The sequence below is a fragment of the Pseudomonas jinjuensis genome (assembly GCF_900103845.1).
In the GTDB taxonomy this organism is placed as follows: Bacteria; Pseudomonadota; Gammaproteobacteria; order Pseudomonadales; family Pseudomonadaceae; genus Pseudomonas; species Pseudomonas jinjuensis.
Genome location: NZ_FNIJ01000002.1, coordinates 218,408 through 235,549, shown reverse-complemented (window position 1 = coordinate 235,549; position 17,142 = coordinate 218,408). Strand labels below are relative to the sequence as shown.

Sequence of the window (17,142 nt, the reverse complement as noted above, 5' to 3'; positions counted from 1 at the left end):
CCCGGTTTCAGCGGGATCGCAGCATGACGGCCGCTCGTTTCGTCGAAAAAACTTATGGCTTCAGCCCATAAGAGTTAAATCTTTATGACAAATTGGTTGTTCACAGCGCCTGACGCATTGGTTAGAACTCAGCTTAACCCGTCATCGCAAAGATGGCGGATGGGGTTCGCCACGCCGGCAGCGAACTCCATTGGCGGGGCTTTCCGCCAGGCCTCCATGGGGGCCAACGGGACATAACAGTCAACAGTGAGGGCAACACCCGATGAGAAGACTTAAGCGTGATCCGTTGGAAAGAGCTTTTTTGCGCGGTTATCAATATGGCGTCAGTGGCAAATCTCGTGACCTTTGTCCTTTCACCCATCCCACTACGCGGCAATCCTGGCTGAATGGCTGGCGCGAGGGCCGTGGCGACAACTGGGATGGCCTTACCGGCACCGCCGGGTTACAACGTCTGAACCAGATTCAACACGCTAACGCCTGATACAGGATCACACACCGACTTAACCAGGGGCGCCCCATTCGGGCGCCAGGGCGTAAGGCCCGAGGGCTCCGAAAGGAGCCCTTTTTATTTGTCCGCTATTTGTGCTGCGCCGCGGCGATCGCATCCACCGCTTCGCGGATCAGCGCCGGCCCCCTGTAGATGAAGCCGGAATAGATCTGCACCAGGCTGGCGCCGGCGGCGATCTTCTCCGCCGCATGGATGCCTTCGGTGATGCCGCCGGCGGCGATGATCGGCAGCCGGCCGCCCAGTTCCCCGGCCAGCACCCTGACGATGTGCGTGCTCTTCTCGCGCACCGGCGCGCCGGACAGCCCGCCGGCCTCGTCGCCATGCCGCAGGCCCTCGACGCCTTCGCGGCCGAGGGTGGTGTTGGTGGCGATCACCGCGTCCATCCCCGCCTCCACCAGCGCGGCCGCGACCATGGCGGTCTCCTCGTCGCTCATGTCCGGGGCGATCTTGATCGCCAGCGGCACGCGCCGGCCATGCTGCTCGGCCAGGTCTTCCTGGCGCTGGCGCAGGGCCTCCAGCAACTGCTTGAGCGAATCGCCGAACTGCAGGCTGCGCAGGCCGGGGGTGTTCGGCGAGCTGACGTTCACCGTGACGTAGCTGGCGTGCGCATAGACCTTGTCCAGGCAGATCAGGTAGTCGTCCACCGCGCGCTCGACCGGGGTGTCGAAGTTCTTGCCGATATTGATGCCCAGGATGCCCTTGTACTTCGCCGCCTTGACCCGCTCGACCAGGTGATCGACGCCGTGGTTGTTGAAGCCCATGCGGTTGATGATCGCGGTGGCCTCGGGCAGGCGGAACAGCCGCGGCTTCGGGTTGCCCGGCTGCGGACGCGGGGTGACGGTGCCGATCTCGACGAAACCGAAGCCCAGCTGGGCGAAGCCGTCGATGGCGTCGCCGTTCTTGTCCAGCCCCGCGGCCAGGCCGACCGGATTGGGGAAGTCCAGCCCCATCACCGTCACCGGCAGGCTGGCCGGCGCCTTGTTGAACAGGCGGTTCAGGCCGAGACGGCCGCCCGCGCCGATCAGGTCGATGGACAGTTCGTGGGAGGTTTCCGGGGACAGCTTGAACAGGAGCTCGCGGGCCAGGCTATACATGGTCGGGCATCGGTCGGCAAAAAGGGGCGTCATTATAGCCGCCGCTCCGGCGCCGGGCGAGGCGCCGGGGCCATCATCGCCACGACATCCGCCGGGCCGCTCAGGGCTGCGCCAGGCCGAGTTCCTCGCGCAGTCCCCTGGCGGTCAGCGCCTTGGCCGAGATGCCGGTGCCATAGTCGAAGCGTTTGGCGCTGCTGAGCGGGCCGACGATCACCGGATCGAAGCCGGCGTCGCGTACCAGGCCGCTGGCCACTTCCAGCGCCTGCGGGTCGTCGCCGGCCAGCGGGATGCCGAGCCTTTCCCCGCTGCGGTGGGCCTGGCTGCGGATATTGCCGGCGGAGATCGCATTGAAGGCACGCACCAGCCGCACCCCGGGAAGGAAGCCCCTGGACGCCAGCCCTGCGCCCTCTTGTCGCGCCTCCTCGGCCATGGCGCCGTCGCGGCTGGGGATGGGATTGCCGGCATCCAGCACCACCTTGCCGGCCAGCTCGCCGGCGTAGTCGCGGCCGATCTGCGGGGTGGCGGCGTAGGGCACGGCCAGCAGGATCACCTCGCCGAAAGCCGCCGCCTCGCGCGGCGTACCGGTGCGCGCCCGGGGGCCCAGCTCGCTGGCGAGCGACTGCAGGCGCTCGGGATGACGCGAAGAGATCAGCACCTCATGCCCGGCGTCGACCCAGAGCCGGGCCAGGGCGGAACCGATATTGCCGGTGCCGATGATGCCGATCTTCACTGACTCGGCGCGCTCCTCGGCAGCGCCGGCCGTCAGCGCAGCCAGCGCCAGTCCGGCGGCCAGCAGGATGCCGGCCAGCCGGCCGATGATGCTCCTCGATTCGCCCATCGCCCTGCCCTCCACGTGTTCCACCCGAATGCCCAAGTCTGGTCCGCTCCTCCCGGCGCAGGCGGCCGCCTGTCGGAAGTCCGCCGTCATTCGTGTCGGCGTTTTTCAGAGGCGGCAGCCACGGAAGTGCGGCAGATTTCCGCGACAGCGGAAGGCCGCTTTCCTATGCTTAGTGGGTTTTGCAATACGCCCGCCGGAACTCTGGAGATCTGCCCCGCCATGAGCCAACTCAGCGTGACTCGTCGTCTCGCCAGCCTTGCCCAGCGCCTGGGACTGAAGTCGGGAGACCTGCGCGAAATCGCCGAGCGCACCCAGGCCCTGTCACTGGCGTTCAGCGATCCCGTGGCGGCTGCGGCCGGCATCGGCTGGCAGTCCGGCCCGCCGCTGCATCGGCTGATCGACCTGCCGCGCGGCGCGCTGTCCGGGCCGGTGCAGGAGGACAAGGCGCACGCCCATGCGACGCTGACCTGCCTGGTGGAGTGGCAGGAGGAGAACCTGCCCGCGCTGGACATCCGCCGCATCGACGGCCTCTGCAGCCGCGGCCCGCTGGGCATCAGCAGCCTGCCCGACCTGGAGGCGCTGGCCGCCAGCGAGGCCTGCCGCAAGCTGCGCATCATCAGCTACAGGGATTTCGCCCGGGTGCTCGGCAGCGCCGTGCCGGGCTTCGAACGCAACGAAAGGCTCCACCTGCGCCAGGCCAGCTGGCACGGCGAGCGCCTGTTCCGCGCCGACGAGAATCATCCCGCCGAGTTCTCCTGCGCGGTGGTCTACGCCCGCCGCCGCGGCCTGGAGATCAGCCTGCCGGCCAGCGTCCGGCGCTACCGGCTGAACCCGGCGGCGCTCGATGACCTCGACCGGCGCTACCACATGCTGGCCATGCCGTCCCGGGCCTGGAGCGACCCGGCGTTCATGCAGCTGCTGCTGGACACCGGCCTGCCCTACGCGCGCCTCGGCCTGTTCAACACGGAAACGCCGGAAAGCCTGCTGCTGCCCAAGGACCACCCGCAGGCCCACGCGTTCGGCCTGGGCCTGCGGGCCATCGGCGCCAGCGATCTGGTCGCCTGCCTGCGCGCCTGCGAGTCCGGCGCCTGAGCGTCAGTCCTGCTGCTGCGAGGCCTGCAGTGCCGCCTCGTAGGCCGGCGCGGCGGGAATGCCGATCTCCACGCACAGCTGCAGCACCCGCTCCAGGTCGCCGCGGTAGACCAGCACCGCCTGCAACTCGTCGTCCAGCGGCTCGCTGAAATCCACCAGCACATAGCCGCCCTTGTCCGGATACAGCGCGCCCAGCTGCACCTGGATGCGATTGAGCGCGGTGAGCGGCTCGGCCTTCTGCAGCTGCTTGGGCTTGAGGACGAAGGACACGCCCTTGTCGAACGACGCGACTATGTTCTGGAACAGCTCGGCGTAGCTGTCCGCCTGGAACAGCACGATGTCCGGCAGGCTGCCGACCACCACCCACTCGCCCAGCGGAATGGGGAAGGTCTCGTCGTAGTTCACGTCCGGGTTGGCCTGCAGGAACGCCTCGGGATCGGCATAGGCCTGGGCGGCCTCGTCGGCGATCCGGCTTATTTCCTCTTCACCCAGGCAACCCGTGCTGATCAGGGAGATAAGTTCGGCAATCTGGTCTTTCATTGAGGTATTCCGAGGCGATGACGAGGGCGCGAAGAATAGCCTGAATCGCCAGGGAGTGCTGCAGCCAGGGAACCTTGATCGCCATCGGCAGGTCGGATGTCCCCTCGGACGATAACCACTATCGACCGGGATGATTTCTGCGCGCTTCGGGCCGTTGCTAGCCTGAGTCCGTCCCCCATGGCCGTCTCCGGGTGCCCACAGATGAACCGAACACTCGCCGCTCTCGTCCTCGCCACTCCCCTGCTGCTGGCCGGCTGTTCCAGCCACCAGGCCGAGCCCGAGCGCGTCTACAGCCGAACCGAGATCAAGTCCTTCGCCGTCGACCTGCTCGGCAAGAGCAGCATGTCGCGGGAGAACTACGCGAAGTACCGGCGGGCGCTCAGCGAGCCGTCCCGCGGCTCCGGCATCTAGCGGTTGAGCATGAAGGTCTCGTACTCCAGGTCTTCCAGCGCCTCGTTCAGCCGGTACAGCCCGAGCAGCACGCAGACCAGCAGCGACAGGGTGAAGCCGTAGCCGAACCAGCTCGGCCCGAGCATCTGGCTGAACAGCGTCAGCCCGCCGTTGAGCAGCACGAAGAGCACGCACAGCTGCAGCACGATGGCGCGCTTGTCCAGGTAGAAGAACACGTTGAGCAGGGCCATGAACACCACCTGGATGCTCACCCCGATCACGTCGATATAGAACAGCGGCAGGTAGTGGCGGGAGATGCCCAGCCACTCCAGCAGGTCCGCCGCCAGCAGCACCAGCAGCACCACGGTCAGCCCCTGCACCTTGCAGATCTCCAGCAGCGCCTGGCGAATCGACAGGATCATCTGCTCCTTCAGCAGGCCGATGTGCTGCAGGGTCTCGCCGCCGCGGATCGCCGCGAAGACGCGCTCGTACCACTCGGCGAAGTCGGTCTCGATGCGCACCAGGAACACCGCCATCCCGGGAATGATCGACAGGTAGGCGAGGAAGATCGGCAGGTCGTAGAGGATCGACGCGCGCAGCGGCCCGATCACCGCGTCCGAGGTCGCCGGGTTGAACCAGAAGATGAACTTGTCGATCCAGATGCCCAGGTTGTAGCAGAGCCCGGTCAGCAGCAGGCTGACGAACACCTTGCGGCGGTCGAGGAAGTCGAAGGCCACCATGCGCTCGGCCGGGTACTCGCGCAGGATGTCGTGGAGGAAGATGAACAGCAGGCTGGAATGGCCGATCAGCAGCCCGAGCAGCAGCCCCTCCAGCTGCAGGAAGCGCAGCAGCCAGGCGGACACCACCATCAGCAGATAGCCGACGAACATCACCCCGAGGATGCGCCGGTAGGCCTTCATGCCCGACAGGAAGATGATCACCAGCCAGAGGTTGCACAGCACCACGAAGTTCGCCATCACCAGCAGGCGATAGACGAACGGCTCGTCGAACAGCGCGGCGAGCAGGACGATGGCGAGCGTCCCCGAGGCGATGGTCACCAGCAGCAGGATGCCCACCAGGTTGGGCATGATCAGCTCGCGCTGCTTCTCGAACAGGCGGTCGGAAATGAAGCGGGTGAAGAACAGCTGCAGGCCGCCGGTGAAGATCAGCGAGCCGGCCATCAGGTAGGTCACGGTGATGAGGAACTGCCGGACGAGGATGTCCGGCACCACCACGCCGATGCTCATGATGCCGATCAGCATCACGCTGATGATCGACAGCACCCAGGGGCCGGAGCTGATCAGCCCCGCGTACAGGTAGGCGCGCAGGGTCGCCGAGTAGGAGTCGCGGGAGAGTATCCTGCGCAGTTCGAAACCGATTCCGGCCATCTATGCAATCTCCACGGTTTCACGATAGAGCTGCCGGTAGCGCCTGAGCATCAGCTCCTCGGTGTAGTAGCGGCGCAGCCGCTGCTGTCCGGTCGTCTGCGCCGCCTGCCAGCGCTGCGGATCGCGCAGCAGGCCGAGGATCGCCCGGGTGGTGGCCTGCGGGTCGGCGATCGCCACCACCTCGCCCGCCAGCCCCAGGGCCCGGTCTTCGGCGCCGATCCCCTCGACCAGCTCGCGGCAGGAGCCGACGTCGCTGCTCACCACCGGCGTGCCGGCGGCCCAGGCTTCGAGTATCACCAGCGGCTGCGCCTCGCTGATCGAGGTCAGCACCATCAGGCCCAGCTGCGGCAGCAGCTCGCTCATCTGGCGGAAGCCGAGGAACCTGACCTTCTCCTGCAGGCCGAGGCTGGCGATCAGGCTGCGGCACTCGCCGACGTAGCCCGGGTCTTCCTCCTCCGGCCCGACTATCCAGCCTTCCGCCTCCGGCATGCCGTTGACCACCCCGCGCATGGCGCGGATGAAGGTCTTCACGTCCTTGATCGGCACCACCCGGCCGACCAGACCGACCACCGGCGGAATGCCCGGCGGCCGCCGTTGCAGGGCGCCGTTCCAGGCCTCCAGGGCGATGCCGTTGGGAACCACCCGGGTGCGTGCCGGATCGGCGCCATCGAGGATCTGCCGGCGGCGGTTGCCCTCGTAGAGGGCGATGATCGAATCGGCGGAGCGGTAGGTCAGCAGGCCGATACGCTCGAAGAAGCGGATCCACAGGCGGCGGACATAGCTCATCTCGGCATCCAGGCCGGTGCTCAGCTGCTCGTCCGGGTTCTCCGCGATCCAGCCGGCCTGGGCCAGGTCGATCTTGCGCTCCTTGGTATAGATGCCGTGCTCGCTGAGCAGCAGGCTGCAGCCCCAGAGACGCTGCAGCACGCTGCCGAGCAGCCCGGCATAGCCGGTGGAGATGGAATGCAGCATGCGCGCACGCGGCATCCGCCGCGCCGCTTCGGTGAGCATGAAGAGCGGCGCCTGCATGGAGCGCATGGTCCAGAAGTAATTGATGAAGGACGGATCGCTGCAGTGCTGCGCATAGCCATCGGTGATCGCCGCCCAGCTCGCCCGGCTGTGCAGGAAATCCTCGCGGCCGATGCAGCCGCGGGCGAGGATCTCCAGCACCCGCTCGCCCTGCTCCACGCCCGGCGCGTCCGGGTGGTGGAGGAAATCGTGCACCTCGCGCAGCGCCTGGGCGACGTCGCCGCGGGCCTGGCGCGGCTCACGGCCGGTCGAAATCCAGCCGTCCTCCAGGAAATGCTCCTCGATATGCACCACGTTGTCCGGTATCGCGTAGTGGCGCTTGCCATAGGCGGAGCGCTGCCCGCCGATGAAGAACACGCTGAAGGTCAGCTCCGGCAGGCCGAGGATCAGCTGGTTGACCCAGCTCGACACGCCGCCGCGCACGTAGGGCCAGGTGCCTTCCAGCAGCAGGCAGACATCGGCGACCGGCTTCTGCCCCGGCGGCACGAGGGCCTGCCCGCGCTCCGGCCGTTTTTCTCCCGGCCGCCGCGCGACGGGGGCCGGAGCCTCCGGAGCGGAATCGAGCCGGAGTTCGGCGATCAGTTGTTCGCTCATAACCAGTACCTCGCCAGCGCCGCGAAGGGCGGACGCCTCAACAGGCTCTCCGGCATGCTGCAGAGCAGCCCGGGAATCTCGCGGTAGCGCCGTTGCCGGAAAGCGATCTCGGCGCGATAGGGCGCCAGCTGGTCCTCCACCACCCCGGCCGCCTGCGCCCGGCGCAGGAAGCCGGCGGCCAGTTCGAGATGTCCCTGCTCCATGACGATGCGCCCCGCCAGCAGGTACATCTCGCCGCTGGACGAGCCGTTCAGGGCCTTCACCACATGCTCCCGCGCCTGTTCGAGGATGTGTTCCAGCACGCTGCCCTGGGCCAGGCCGATGTAGGCCAGCTCCCAGTACCAGCGCGCCAGCGCGCCATGCAGCGCGGCCTGGCGCTTCGGCGGGGCCGAGGCCAGGCGTTCGAGGAAGGATTCGATGCGCTGGTTGATGTGGCTCTCGCGCTGGTCGAGCATCGAGTAGGCGAGCAGCCGCACGTCGTCGGAAGGGTCGCGCAGGGCCAGCTTGAGGATCGGGATGGCGCTCTTGCCGGGCATCCGCCGGGTCGCGAAGATCGCCGTCAGCCGCTGGTTCGGATCGGGCGCATGGCGCAGCACGTCTTCCAGGCCGCCATCGCTGAACATCAGTTCGGGCCGCTCCTCCTGCGGGCGGTACGGCAGCTCCGGCACGCCGATGGCCTGCCACGGCTGGTCGGCATGCCGGCGCGGCCGGTACAGCGCCGGGAAGACCGCCGCGGCCACGCCGACGAAGCCCAGCAGCGGCACGAAGAACGACAGGCTGAAGATGAACAGCGGGCTCCACGGCAGCGGCCGGCGATAGCGCGCCGGCAGCAGCAGCCACACCCCGCCGGCCAGCAGCAGGCAGCCGATGCCATGGGAGGTCGCATACAGCAGCGCCGCCTGGAAGACCGGCAGATCGCCGGTGATGCAGAACCAGCTGCCCAGTTCGCACAGCAGGGCCGTGCTAAATAGCCACTTGCTGATCATTCAGTCCGCACCCGTTGAAAAGGAAGTTGCGCATGGCGTCGCGTTCGCTGCCGCCTTCCAGCTCGTACTGGGTGATCCGCACACCCAGGTCCTCCATCGAGCGGGACTGGCCGAAGCGCTCGACGAAGAGTCCGTGCAGGCGCCGCAGGTAGCCCTGGGCGCTGTCTTCCGAGGTCAGCGGCAGCAGCACCAGCACCACGCGGTTGCCCCGCTCGTTGCGCAGCCTGAGCTGCACGTCGAGGCCGCGCTGGCTGCCTTCCAGCAGCCGCTGCAGCTCGCCGGCGTACTGCGCATCGGTCAGTTCGAAGGCGTACAGGCAGGCCGGCAGGTCATGCTCGCGGGCATCCAGCAGCGAGCGCTTGAGGTACTGGCTGAAGCGCTGCGCATCCGTGTCTTCCAGCTGCAGGGCCTGCGGGTCGCTCATCAGCATGTCGGCGATATGCCCGGCGAGGATCGCCAGCAGGCTGAAGTTGCGCTCGTGGAACATGAAGAACGGCATCTGCTGCACCGCGAGAATGGCCAGGATGCGCCCTTCGGTATCCACCAGCGGGATGCAGGCCTGCAGCCGCGAATGCCGGTGCTGCTCGTCCCGGTCGAGCAGCTCCTGGCGAATGCTGACCAGCTCGCCGCGCTCCAGGCACAGGCCCACCAGCAGATCGTCGACGTCCAGCCGGCCCATGTCGCCGATGCTGGCCAGCGCCTGCGGATCGACCCGGCGGTTGTCGTGCACCCGGTACAGCCCGGCGATGCGCAGCGCGCCATAGGGCGCCAGCAGCGAGAGCACGCTCTCCGCCAGGCTGGCGAGGACGTCGTCGCCGTGGGGCAGGTCGCGCAACCGCTGGCGCAGGCCGAGCAGCGAGCTGCGCAGGCTCTGGTCGTTGCCGGCGATGCGCTGCTCCAGGCGGTCGTGGGAAATGCGCAGGACATGGTGGGCGCGGGTGAACTCGTCGAGGCGCAGCTGGCGGTAGCTGTTGGCCAGCTCCAGCCGCTCCAGCCGGCGCCCCCAGAGATCGCGGAACTCGCCCACCAGCATGGCGCAGAGCAGCACGCCGACGATGAACGAGGCCGGCAGCTGGTCATAGGTCGACAGGCCGTTGGCGCGCAGTGCCAGCAGGGTCAGCACCAGCAGCGCGGCGCTGCACAGGCCGCGGACGAAGCCGTAGCGCATGCCGATCAGCAGCGGCGCGAGGATCACCCAGGGGAACGGCGCCTTGACCAGCAGCGGGTCCTCGGGCGTGTACCACCAGCCTACGGCCACGGCGAGGAAGGTGAACGCCAGCGTCTCCAGCCAGGCGACGCCGCCTGCACTGGGAGTCAGGATGTAGTGCCGGTAGACCGATAGCATGGCCATCACTCCAGGCGCAGGTTGCCGACCAGATCGCGCAGGACGGTCTGCGCGGTTCCCGCCAGGCTTTCACGCGACCAGCCGGCGCGCGCTCCGCTGCGGCTCCAGAGCAGCTTGCCGCTGGAAGTCTCCAGCACCTGCAGGCTCACCCCGACCGCCGGCTCGCCGTCCAGGCCGTTCTTGTACTGCCATTCCTCGACGCTGCCGGTCACCACGTAGGCGAGCTTCTGCTGGCGCGCCCAGTCCAGCGCCTGGCTCTGCCGCTCGCGGTCGTCGAGCAGCAGCGGATCGTTCTGCGCCGGCGCCGGGTAGACCCGCGGACGCAGGCCATCCTCGGCCAGCACGCTGAGCAGTATCTGCTCGACGCGCTCGCCGGCCTGCGGCGCCTGCGAGTAGTTGAGCACCGGCAACAGCCCCCATTCGGCGTTGCGCGGCAGTGCCGAACCACGCTCGCTGGTGAAGCTGGAGCAGCCCGCCATGGTCAGGGCGATGGCTGCGAAAGTCAGACAGCGGATGGATTGCATGCTTGGTTCCTCCTCGAATTCCCTGCTCAGCGCCCGAAACGGGTGCTGTAGGTCACGCCGATCACTCCCCCGCCATCGCCGCCGCTGCCTTGCGGAGCGGACTGGTAACCGAGGGTGAAGGCCAGTTCGTCGTCGCCCAGCACTTCCATGCCGACGCCGACGTCGATTCCGTAGTTGAATTCGCTTTCCGTCCACTGCCAGCCGGCCATGGTGTCGATGACCCAGGTGAAGAACGGCCGCGTGCGGTTCAGCGCCCCGGGGAAACCGCGCCGCCAGGTGCTGCCGAAGTAGACCTGCCCGTAGCGGTCCTGCAGCAGGTCCTGGGTATCGGCGCCATCCAGCAGCAGCGCGCCGCCACGGGACACCAGCAGATCCTCGGGAATGTCGTCGAGCCGGTTGTGCTGGTAATCGACACCGGCGCGCACCTGCCAGGCCGGGCCGTCGAAGAACAGCGTGTGCGCCCACTCCAGGTTGATCGCCTCGCCGTGTCCGAGATCGTCGCCGTCGCGGGTGGAATAGCGGTTGTAGGCAAGGCGCCAGCCCAGCTCGTCGCGCGCGCTCAGGCCGTGCCGGCCGCCCAGCCAGAGGTCGTCGCGCATGCCCAGGGCGCGCAGCAGGCCGGTCTCGTCGGTTTCCCGGTGCCAGTCCGCCCCGGCCTGCAGCTCGTTGCGCGAGTCGAGCTTCCAGTTGCGCGCCAGGCCCAGGCCATGGCGGTCGTCGTCGTCCCGCCAGCTGCCGTCGAAGACGATGTCGAAGGCGCCGTCGGCCAGCTGCCGGCGCAGCAGCACCTGCGCGTTGCGCTCGGTGCCCAGCTCGGAGTTGTCCAGGTCATCGCTGTCGTAGCGACCCTGCGCCAGTTCGAGGCCGGCGTACCAGTCGTTGCCCAGGTTGCCTGCCAGCTGGAGCGTCGGGCCCTTGAAGACGAGTCCGCCATAGTCCTTCCTGTACCAGCCCAGCTGCAGGCCCTGCGGCGTGCTTTCCAGCTGCTCCACGCTCTGCCGCAGCAACTGTTCCTGGATCGCCGTCGGCTGCCCGCCGCCCACCGCGGCGAGGCTTTCCCTCAGCGCCTGGTCGCCATGCCCGAGGCGCTGCAGGGCCTCGACCCGCTGGGCCGGGTCCAGCCCGCTGGACGCCAGCAGGCGTTCGAGGGCGACGCGGTTGTCGTTGCGCAGGGCCTGCTGGATCGCTTCGGAATCGTCGATCTTCAGCCCGCGGGCACGCCCCCAGGCCAGCCAGTCGTCGCGCAGCGACTCCTGGTTGCCGGCGTCGAGACGTTCGAGGAAGCGGTCGAACCAGAGCTGCAGCATCGCCGGCTCGCCGTTCCAGGCCTGCCGCGCCAGCCCCTGGGCCATCAGCGGCCCCTGGCTGACCGAAACCAGATGCAGGTAGCTGGCGAAACTGTCCGGCGTGGCATCGATCCGTTCCTGGCTGGCCTGGCGCAACAGGATGCGGCGCAGGCGCAGGGCGCGGTCCTGGTAACCGGCGGCGTCCAGCGCATCGGCATAGGCGGCCTGCACCAGCCAGTCGTCGGGGTAGGTCTTCAGGTAGCGGTGGAACCAGGCCAGCGCCTCGTCATTGCGGTTGAGCATCAGGTTGGCGCTGGCGAACGGCAGCCACAGTTCGCTCTCGCGCAGCGCCCGGGCGCGCCAGTTCTGCAACAGCGGCGGCAGCGCATCGCGTTGCCCGCGGTCGATGTAGAACCAGAGCAGCCGTTCGCGAATCCGGCTTTCCGCCGGGAAGCGTTGCAGGGCCTGCAGGTAGATCGCCTCGGCCTTCGCGGCGTCGCCGTCTTCCTCGGCGAGACGGGCCAGCGCCATCTGGTAGGCCGGCATGTCGACGGCTCCCGGCTGCGTCTCGCCCTGCGCCAGCAGGCTGCGCAGCGTCGGCCAGTCGCGCAGGTCCTGGGCCAGTTCCAGGGCCGTGGCCAGACGCTGGAGATCGGCCCGGCGCTGCAGGCTGGCGACCAGCATCGCCAGGGCCTGGCGCGGCTCGGCCCCCTCGTGGAGGGCGACCAGCTGTTCCTCTTCGCTGGCGGACAGCGGTATTCCCAGGGCCAGCATGCGCTCGTAGGCCTGGCGGGCATCATCGTCGTGCTCCAGGATCCAGGCGATCTCCGCGCGCAACTGCCAGTAGTCGGGCCGGGTCACCGAGCGCTCGTCCACGCCGGCGAGCACGTTCCAGGCGGACTGCGGGTCGAACTGGCTGAGCTGGAGCTCCGCCCATTCGATGCGCTCGTCCAGGCTCAGCGGGAAACGCCGGGCCATGTCCGCCCAGACCCTGCTCGCCTCCGGCAGCTTCTGCATGTGCCCGAGCAGCTGGTGCAGGCGCTGCCAGGCCAGGCGCTGCCCCGGGTAGCGCGACAGGTAGTCGCGCAGCCAGGTTTCGCCCGCCTCGGGCGTGCCGCGCGTCTCGTGGCTGTAGACCACGGCGTCGAGCTCCTCGTCGCTCATCTGCCGCTGGCTGGACATCGGCGCCAGCAGGTCCAGCACCGTATCGAAGTCGAACAGCTGCGCGGCGAGGCGCCAGGCATGCTCGTGCACCTCCGCCGCCCGGCCCTGGCGGAACGCCCGGATCCAGAACTCCAGGGCCTGCCGCGGATGGCCGGTCCACTCGCCCAGGCGCGCCACGCTGGCCAGCAGCGTGGGATCCTCGGGACGCAAGGCGAGCAGTTCCTGGCCGACCTGCCAGGCCCGGTCGGTCGCCCCGGAAGCCATGCTCAACTGGAAATCCGCCTCCATCGCCGACGGATCGCCCGGGTGCAGTTCCCGCCAGCGCTGGACGAAGCGTTCCGCCAGGTCGAAGCGCTGGCTCCCTTGGGCGGCGCGCACGCCTTCCTCCAGCCAGAGCTGCGAGTCGGGATCGTCGCCCAGCTGCTCCAGGTACGCGGCCAGCAGTTCGGCGGCCTGCTCCGGCCGGTTGTCCGCCAGCAGGCTGGAGAACGCCTGGTGCAGGTACTCGTTGCGCCGCAGCGGGTCGTCCGTCTGCGCGGCGATCTGCTGGTAGAGCTGGGCCGCGCGTTCCGGCTGGTTCGCCGCGAGATGCCAGTGGGCCGCCCTGGCCAGCCAGTGCCGGCGCTTCTGCGCATCCCGCCCGGCCAGTTCTTCATAGGCGGCGGCGGCCTGGTCCGGCGCCTCCAGCTGCAGCGCCGCGGCAGCCAGCCGTTCGAGCTGCGCGTTGTCGAGGGCGGCGCGATCGACCTTCCGCAGCCGCTCGACCAGCGCCTCCTGGGTCTTCGCATCCAGCCCATCCGGATTGGCCTGCGCCTTCAGCAGGTCCAGCTCGAAGCTGTAGAACGGCTCGACGGCGCTGCCATGCCCGCGCAGCAGCGCCAGATGCTTGCGTGCGCGCTCATGTTCGCCGAGCGCGATCAACTGGCCGATCAGGCGCAGGCGCAGGGTGTCGTCGTCCGGGTGGAGCCTGAGCAGGACTTCGGCGTAGTTGATCGAGACGGCATCCGGCCGGTCGCCCTCCCGCGGGAAAAACACGTCTTCGCTGTTGAACAGCAGCACCAGCAGAAGCAGCATCCCCGCGGCGATCGCCAGGATCGCCCAGGGACTCAGCAGGCGAGTCTTCACGCGCGGTTCAATTGCAGACAAGCTGACCATCGGCTACCCGCCCCATCGGCAACTCGAAATTCCACAGGCCATTCCCGGCCCGCCCCGCGTAGGTCTTTCCGGAAACGGTCACCTGGCAGGCCGAAGCCGAACGCACGCTGAAGCTCAGCGGCAGGTTCCCGTCGAAGGCAAAGCTGACCCGCCGCGCATCCCGGTAGGTCCAGCGGCTCAGCGGCTGGCTGGCCTCCTCCAGCGCCGGTCGCGGATCGCGGCTGGGGCGCAGGGCGAGCACGGCTTCATCGCTGCTCAGATGGACATAGCGCCCCTGGGGCAGATCGCGCACGCCGGCCACCCCCCTGGACTGGGCCAGGTCCGGCCAGCCCAGTTCCGGGTCCAGGCGCAGGGTGCGCAGGCCGGCCATGCCGCGCACCTGCCAGGCGCCGTCGGCGCGGCGCGCCAGGCTGGCGCGGTGCAGGCCTTCCAGGCGCGGGATGTAGTCGCTCATCCACATCGACAGCGGCCGGGCTTCCTGCATGGCCGCGTAGATGTCGCGCATGACCTGGATCGACGCCTGCTTGGTGCCGGAATAGAAGTGGTAGTAGAGATGCAGGCCGCGCAGGCGGCGGGGCTTCTCGGTCAGGTCGAAGGTGTCCAGCACCCCGCGGAAACCGTAGTAGGGCCCCTGCCAGAGATTGGTGTAGAGGTTCTCGTTGATGATCGGCGCGTAGTACTGCACGCCCCCGCTGGTGGGGCGGATCAGCGGGTAGAGGCCGGTCAGCGACGGGAAGGCCCTGGTCAGGATGGTCTGGCCGCCATTCACGTTGGTCAGCCCGCTGTCCTGGGCCAGCTTGAGGGTGTCGGCATCCGGCAGCGCGTCGCCGGACCAGAAGATCATCTTCACCGGCTTGTCCGGCGTGGTCAGGCGCTGGTTGATGTAGTCGCGCGAGCCGACCACCTCGCGGACGAAGTCGATCCTGTCGTAGCCCGGGATCGCCATCTTGTAGCCGTAGTCGGCGTGGAATCCTTCGCGCTGCTCGGCCTTCTGCGGCTGCCAGAAGAACGGGTGACTGAAGGTGTGGGTGGCGACCTCGACCTTGGGATTGGCGAAGATCTTCCGCGCGATCGGTTCCAGCTCCCGCGCCAGGTGCGGATACATTCCCTTCGGCCCGATCTCGCCCTCGATCACCGAGACCGAGGTGAGGAACGGGTACGGCTCGATGAAATCGTCCAGCACCTGCTGCCCGGCATAGGGACTGCCCGTCACCTCGGCGCGGGAGACGAAACCGTCGCCGTCGATATGCACGGTGGCGATGCGCCGGCCGTTCTCGGTGGTCGCATCCGGACGCGGCAGCGGCGGCAGGCGCAGGGTGTCCCGGACGAAGGCGAACGGATCGATGATCCAGCGATCGTGCTCGCCGGCCACTTCGAGGACATAGGGGGTCAGTGCGAAGCCGCCCCACTGCGCGCTGGCGACCGGCACGTAGAGCCCGCCGGCGCCCTTGAGCGTCAGCGCCGGCGTCACCCGCTGCGGATCGACCACGCCCAGCGGCGGGAGACTGCGGGTACGCAGCACCAGCGGCGCCTCGAAGCCGCCGAGCAGGCGCTTGTCCAGCTGTTCCACCTGCGCCTCGTCCTTCTTCAGCGGCTTCGCCAGCCGGCGCAGGCCGAGGCGCTGCAGCAGGCTGTCGCTGCGCACCGGCAGGTCCGCCATGAACACCACCGGCACATGCTCGTCCAGGCGCGCGGCGATCCAGTCGTCGAAGGCGGCGTTGTTGGCCGGCGGACCGCTGGTCATCCAGGTGACCACCCCGGCGTAGAGGCCGCTCATGGGGCGCGCCGGGAGCGGCTTGTCGGTGGGCAGGTAGTCGATCCGGTAGCCGAGGTATTCGAGCAGCCCGCCGAGGCGGATGTGGCCGTTGTTGAAGGTCAGGTCGCCCTCGTCCGGGTTGTAGACCACGGCGATGCGCCGCGGCTGCACTTCCAGGTTGCCGATGCCCAGCGAGTCCAGCGCCGGGGTCGTCACGTAGGGCACGTAGCCTTCCTCGCGCAGCCGCCTAGCCAGCGCCCGCGCTTCTTCCCGGCGTTCCGGCGGCAGGTATTCGATGGCGACGATGGGCGTGCCGGCGGCGCGCAGGCGATCCAGGTGCGGCTTCAGCCAGTCGCGCTCCTCCTGCCCGACCTCGCGGTACTGCCGGTTCGCGGCGTCCCAGCCGGCATGGATGGACTCGACCGCCACCGCCGCGGCGACGCCGGGCAGTTCCGGCAGCACCTCGAAACCACGGTTGAAGAACAGCTTCAGGCCCGGCTCGCGTCGATGCAGGTCCGCCAGCAGGGTCTGCAGCGCCTTGCGCTGCGCCTGGTGGAGTGCCTCGTCCTGCAGGTTGAAGCTGTCGAGGGTATCGAGGAACAGGCCCGCGTAGCCCTGCTCGCGCAGTCGCGCGGCACGCTCGAAGACCCGCTGGCGCCAGGCCGGCGCCGCGAGATCCATGACCTGGCTGTCCCACGCTTCGTTGCGCACGTCGCTCGCAGCGGAACCCAGGCCATGCCGGGCGATGGCGGCGGAATCGCCATCGAATTCGCCGATCGACAGGTAGGCGAACGCGGTGCTGCCTTGCGCCTTCAGGTACGCCACATCCTTGACGGAAGCATGCTCGGGTTCGAGCACCACCCAGTCGAATTGCGCCAATTCGGCCAGCGGCGGTTTCTCGGCGTACCAGAAGGCCACGCTGGTGGGCGGGCTGGCCGCAGTGGCGGACGAGAGCAAAACCATAGCCAGGCCGGCGAGCCATGCGGGCCAGTTGAGTCCTATCGAGCGCATAGATTCTGTCGAGCAGCGGGCCTGAAACCCGCCGACATCCCTTGGTCGGTTCTATCCCCACCCCGCCCCTGGCCGTCGTCGAACGACGGGGACAGGCTTCCCTCTTCCTACGCCAATTTCCTTCGGAGTTGCGGTTTAGATAAAAAGGCGCCCGCCCGGAATTGTCAAACTAATGACTGTTAAGAATATGAAACACAAAATAAGTCAAAGTAATGACGCCATTAAGGCGAAAACTATTTCTTTCCGAAATATTTCCTCGAAGAAGATAAGGACTTCCTCATAAACCGTTGAAAGGAGGGAACAAGACTGCGGAGGGAAAGAATTCCGGAACCCGGTGGCGGGCGGTGGATGAAGAGGAAGTTGTAAGAAATCGTGTGTGTATCGTTCTGAAAACACCGTCCGAAAGGGTGTAAATAATTAGTATCAAATTGCTATTTTTGTG

Annotated in this window: 13 protein-coding genes; 3 read left to right on the top strand and 10 right to left on the bottom strand. The window is 67.9% G+C overall.

The features are described 5' to 3' along the window. The first annotated feature begins 262 nt into the window (after positions 1 to 262). Positions 263 to 481, top strand: a complete 219-nt coding sequence (gene rmf, locus BLR75_RS03515; protein ID WP_084309979.1) for a ribosome modulation factor — start codon at positions 263 to 265, stop codon at positions 479 to 481. Positions 482 to 576: 95 nt separating this feature from the next. Here rmf and BLR75_RS03510 read toward each other — a convergent pair whose 3' ends face one another. Both BLR75_RS03510 and BLR75_RS03505 read right to left on the bottom strand, forming a co-directional pair. Further along, entirely contained in the window at positions 577 to 1,602 is a 1,026-nt protein-coding gene (locus tag BLR75_RS03510) for a quinone-dependent dihydroorotate dehydrogenase (protein WP_084309978.1), read from the bottom strand. A 100-nt stretch (positions 1,603 to 1,702) separates the two neighbouring features. After that, positions 1,703 to 2,440 (bottom strand): NADPH-dependent F420 reductase, encoded by a 738-nt coding sequence (locus BLR75_RS03505; protein WP_084309977.1) that lies wholly within the window; start codon positions 2,438 to 2,440, stop codon positions 1,703 to 1,705. Positions 2,441 to 2,659: 219 nt separating this feature from the next. Here BLR75_RS03505 and BLR75_RS03500 point away from each other — a divergent pair, with 219 nt between their 5' ends. Next, positions 2,660 to 3,532, top strand: a complete 873-nt coding sequence (locus tag BLR75_RS03500; RefSeq protein ID WP_084309976.1) for a DUF6685 family protein — start codon at positions 2,660 to 2,662, stop codon at positions 3,530 to 3,532. 3 nt (positions 3,533 to 3,535) lie between these two features. Here the strand turns inward: BLR75_RS03500 and BLR75_RS03495 are convergent, their stop codons facing one another. After that, positions 3,536 to 4,072 (bottom strand): hypothetical protein, encoded by a 537-nt coding sequence (locus BLR75_RS03495; protein ID WP_084309975.1) that lies wholly within the window; start codon positions 4,070 to 4,072, stop codon positions 3,536 to 3,538. Positions 4,073 to 4,273: 201 nt separating this feature from the next. On the opposite strand from BLR75_RS03495, the gene BLR75_RS03490 reads away from it, so the two are divergent. Further along, on the top strand, positions 4,274 to 4,483 hold the full coding sequence (locus BLR75_RS03490; RefSeq protein WP_084309974.1) for a hypothetical protein: 210 nt from the start codon (positions 4,274 to 4,276) through the stop codon (positions 4,481 to 4,483). On the opposite strand, the gene pelG is transcribed toward BLR75_RS03490, so the two are convergent. Genes pelG through BLR75_RS03455 form a run of 7 tightly spaced genes read right to left on the bottom strand, consistent with a single transcriptional unit; the run spans position 4,480 to position 16,700 of the window. Then, the gene (gene pelG, locus BLR75_RS03485) at positions 4,480 to 5,850 is read right to left on the bottom strand and encodes an exopolysaccharide Pel transporter PelG (protein ID WP_084309973.1); all 1,371 of its coding nucleotides are present in this window, start codon (positions 5,848 to 5,850) and stop codon (positions 4,480 to 4,482) included. The genes BLR75_RS03490 and pelG overlap by 4 nt on opposite strands. After that, positions 5,851 to 7,473 carry a GT4 family glycosyltransferase PelF gene (gene pelF / locus BLR75_RS03480; protein ID WP_084309972.1) on the bottom strand — a complete coding sequence of 541 codons (1,623 nt, stop codon included), beginning with the start codon at positions 7,471 to 7,473 and terminating at the stop codon, positions 5,851 to 5,853. Then, positions 7,470 to 8,459, bottom strand: coding sequence for a HEAT repeat domain-containing protein (locus BLR75_RS03475; RefSeq protein WP_084309971.1), 990 nt, complete (start codon positions 8,457 to 8,459; stop codon positions 7,470 to 7,472). Before BLR75_RS03475 ends, pelF begins: the two co-directional genes overlap by 4 nt. Further along, on the bottom strand, positions 8,437 to 9,804 hold the full coding sequence (locus BLR75_RS03470; RefSeq protein WP_090415998.1) for a PelD GGDEF domain-containing protein: 1,368 nt from the start codon (positions 9,802 to 9,804) through the stop codon (positions 8,437 to 8,439). Before BLR75_RS03470 ends, BLR75_RS03475 begins: the two co-directional genes overlap by 23 nt. Positions 9,805 to 9,809: 5 nt before the next feature. Beyond that, positions 9,810 to 10,328, bottom strand: a complete 519-nt coding sequence (locus BLR75_RS03465) for a penicillin-binding protein activator LpoB (protein ID WP_084309969.1) — start codon at positions 10,326 to 10,328, stop codon at positions 9,810 to 9,812. Between the two features lie 26 nt (positions 10,329 to 10,354). Next, positions 10,355 to 13,933: a tetratricopeptide repeat protein gene (locus BLR75_RS03460; protein ID WP_084309968.1), complete on the bottom strand. Its 3,579-nt coding sequence runs from the start codon at positions 13,931 to 13,933 to the stop codon at positions 10,355 to 10,357. Then, positions 13,911 to 16,700, bottom strand: a complete 2,790-nt coding sequence (locus BLR75_RS03455; RefSeq protein ID WP_084309967.1) for a bifunctional glycoside hydrolase/polysaccharide deacetylase family protein — start codon at positions 16,698 to 16,700, stop codon at positions 13,911 to 13,913. The genes BLR75_RS03460 and BLR75_RS03455 overlap by 23 nt, the downstream gene beginning before the upstream one ends. Positions 16,701 to 17,142 lie beyond the last annotated feature (442 nt).

Coding starts and splice junctions, on each gene's coding strand:
- rmf (WP_084309979.1), top strand. CDS start 263: ATGAGAAGACTTAAGCGTGATCCGTTGGAAAGAGCTTTTTTGCGCGGT.
- BLR75_RS03510 (WP_084309978.1), bottom strand. CDS start 1,602: ATGTATAGCCTGGCCCGCGAGCTCCTGTTCAAGCTGTCCCCGGAAACC.
- BLR75_RS03505 (WP_084309977.1), bottom strand. CDS start 2,440: ATGGGCGAATCGAGGAGCATCATCGGCCGGCTGGCCGGCATCCTGCTG.
- BLR75_RS03500 (WP_084309976.1), top strand. CDS start 2,660: ATGAGCCAACTCAGCGTGACTCGTCGTCTCGCCAGCCTTGCCCAGCGC.
- BLR75_RS03495 (WP_084309975.1), bottom strand. CDS start 4,072: ATGAAAGACCAGATTGCCGAACTTATCTCCCTGATCAGCACGGGTTGC.
- BLR75_RS03490 (WP_084309974.1), top strand. CDS start 4,274: ATGAACCGAACACTCGCCGCTCTCGTCCTCGCCACTCCCCTGCTGCTG.
- pelG (WP_084309973.1), bottom strand. CDS start 5,850: ATGGCCGGAATCGGTTTCGAACTGCGCAGGATACTCTCCCGCGACTCC.
- pelF (WP_084309972.1), bottom strand. CDS start 7,473: ATGAGCGAACAACTGATCGCCGAACTCCGGCTCGATTCCGCTCCGGAG.
- BLR75_RS03475 (WP_084309971.1), bottom strand. CDS start 8,459: ATGATCAGCAAGTGGCTATTTAGCACGGCCCTGCTGTGCGAACTGGGC.
- BLR75_RS03470 (WP_090415998.1), bottom strand. CDS start 9,804: ATGCTATCGGTCTACCGGCACTACATCCTGACTCCCAGTGCAGGCGGC.
- BLR75_RS03465 (WP_084309969.1), bottom strand. CDS start 10,328: ATGCAATCCATCCGCTGTCTGACTTTCGCAGCCATCGCCCTGACCATG.
- BLR75_RS03460 (WP_084309968.1), bottom strand. CDS start 13,933: ATGGTCAGCTTGTCTGCAATTGAACCGCGCGTGAAGACTCGCCTGCTG.
- BLR75_RS03455 (WP_084309967.1), bottom strand. CDS start 16,700: ATGCGCTCGATAGGACTCAACTGGCCCGCATGGCTCGCCGGCCTGGCT.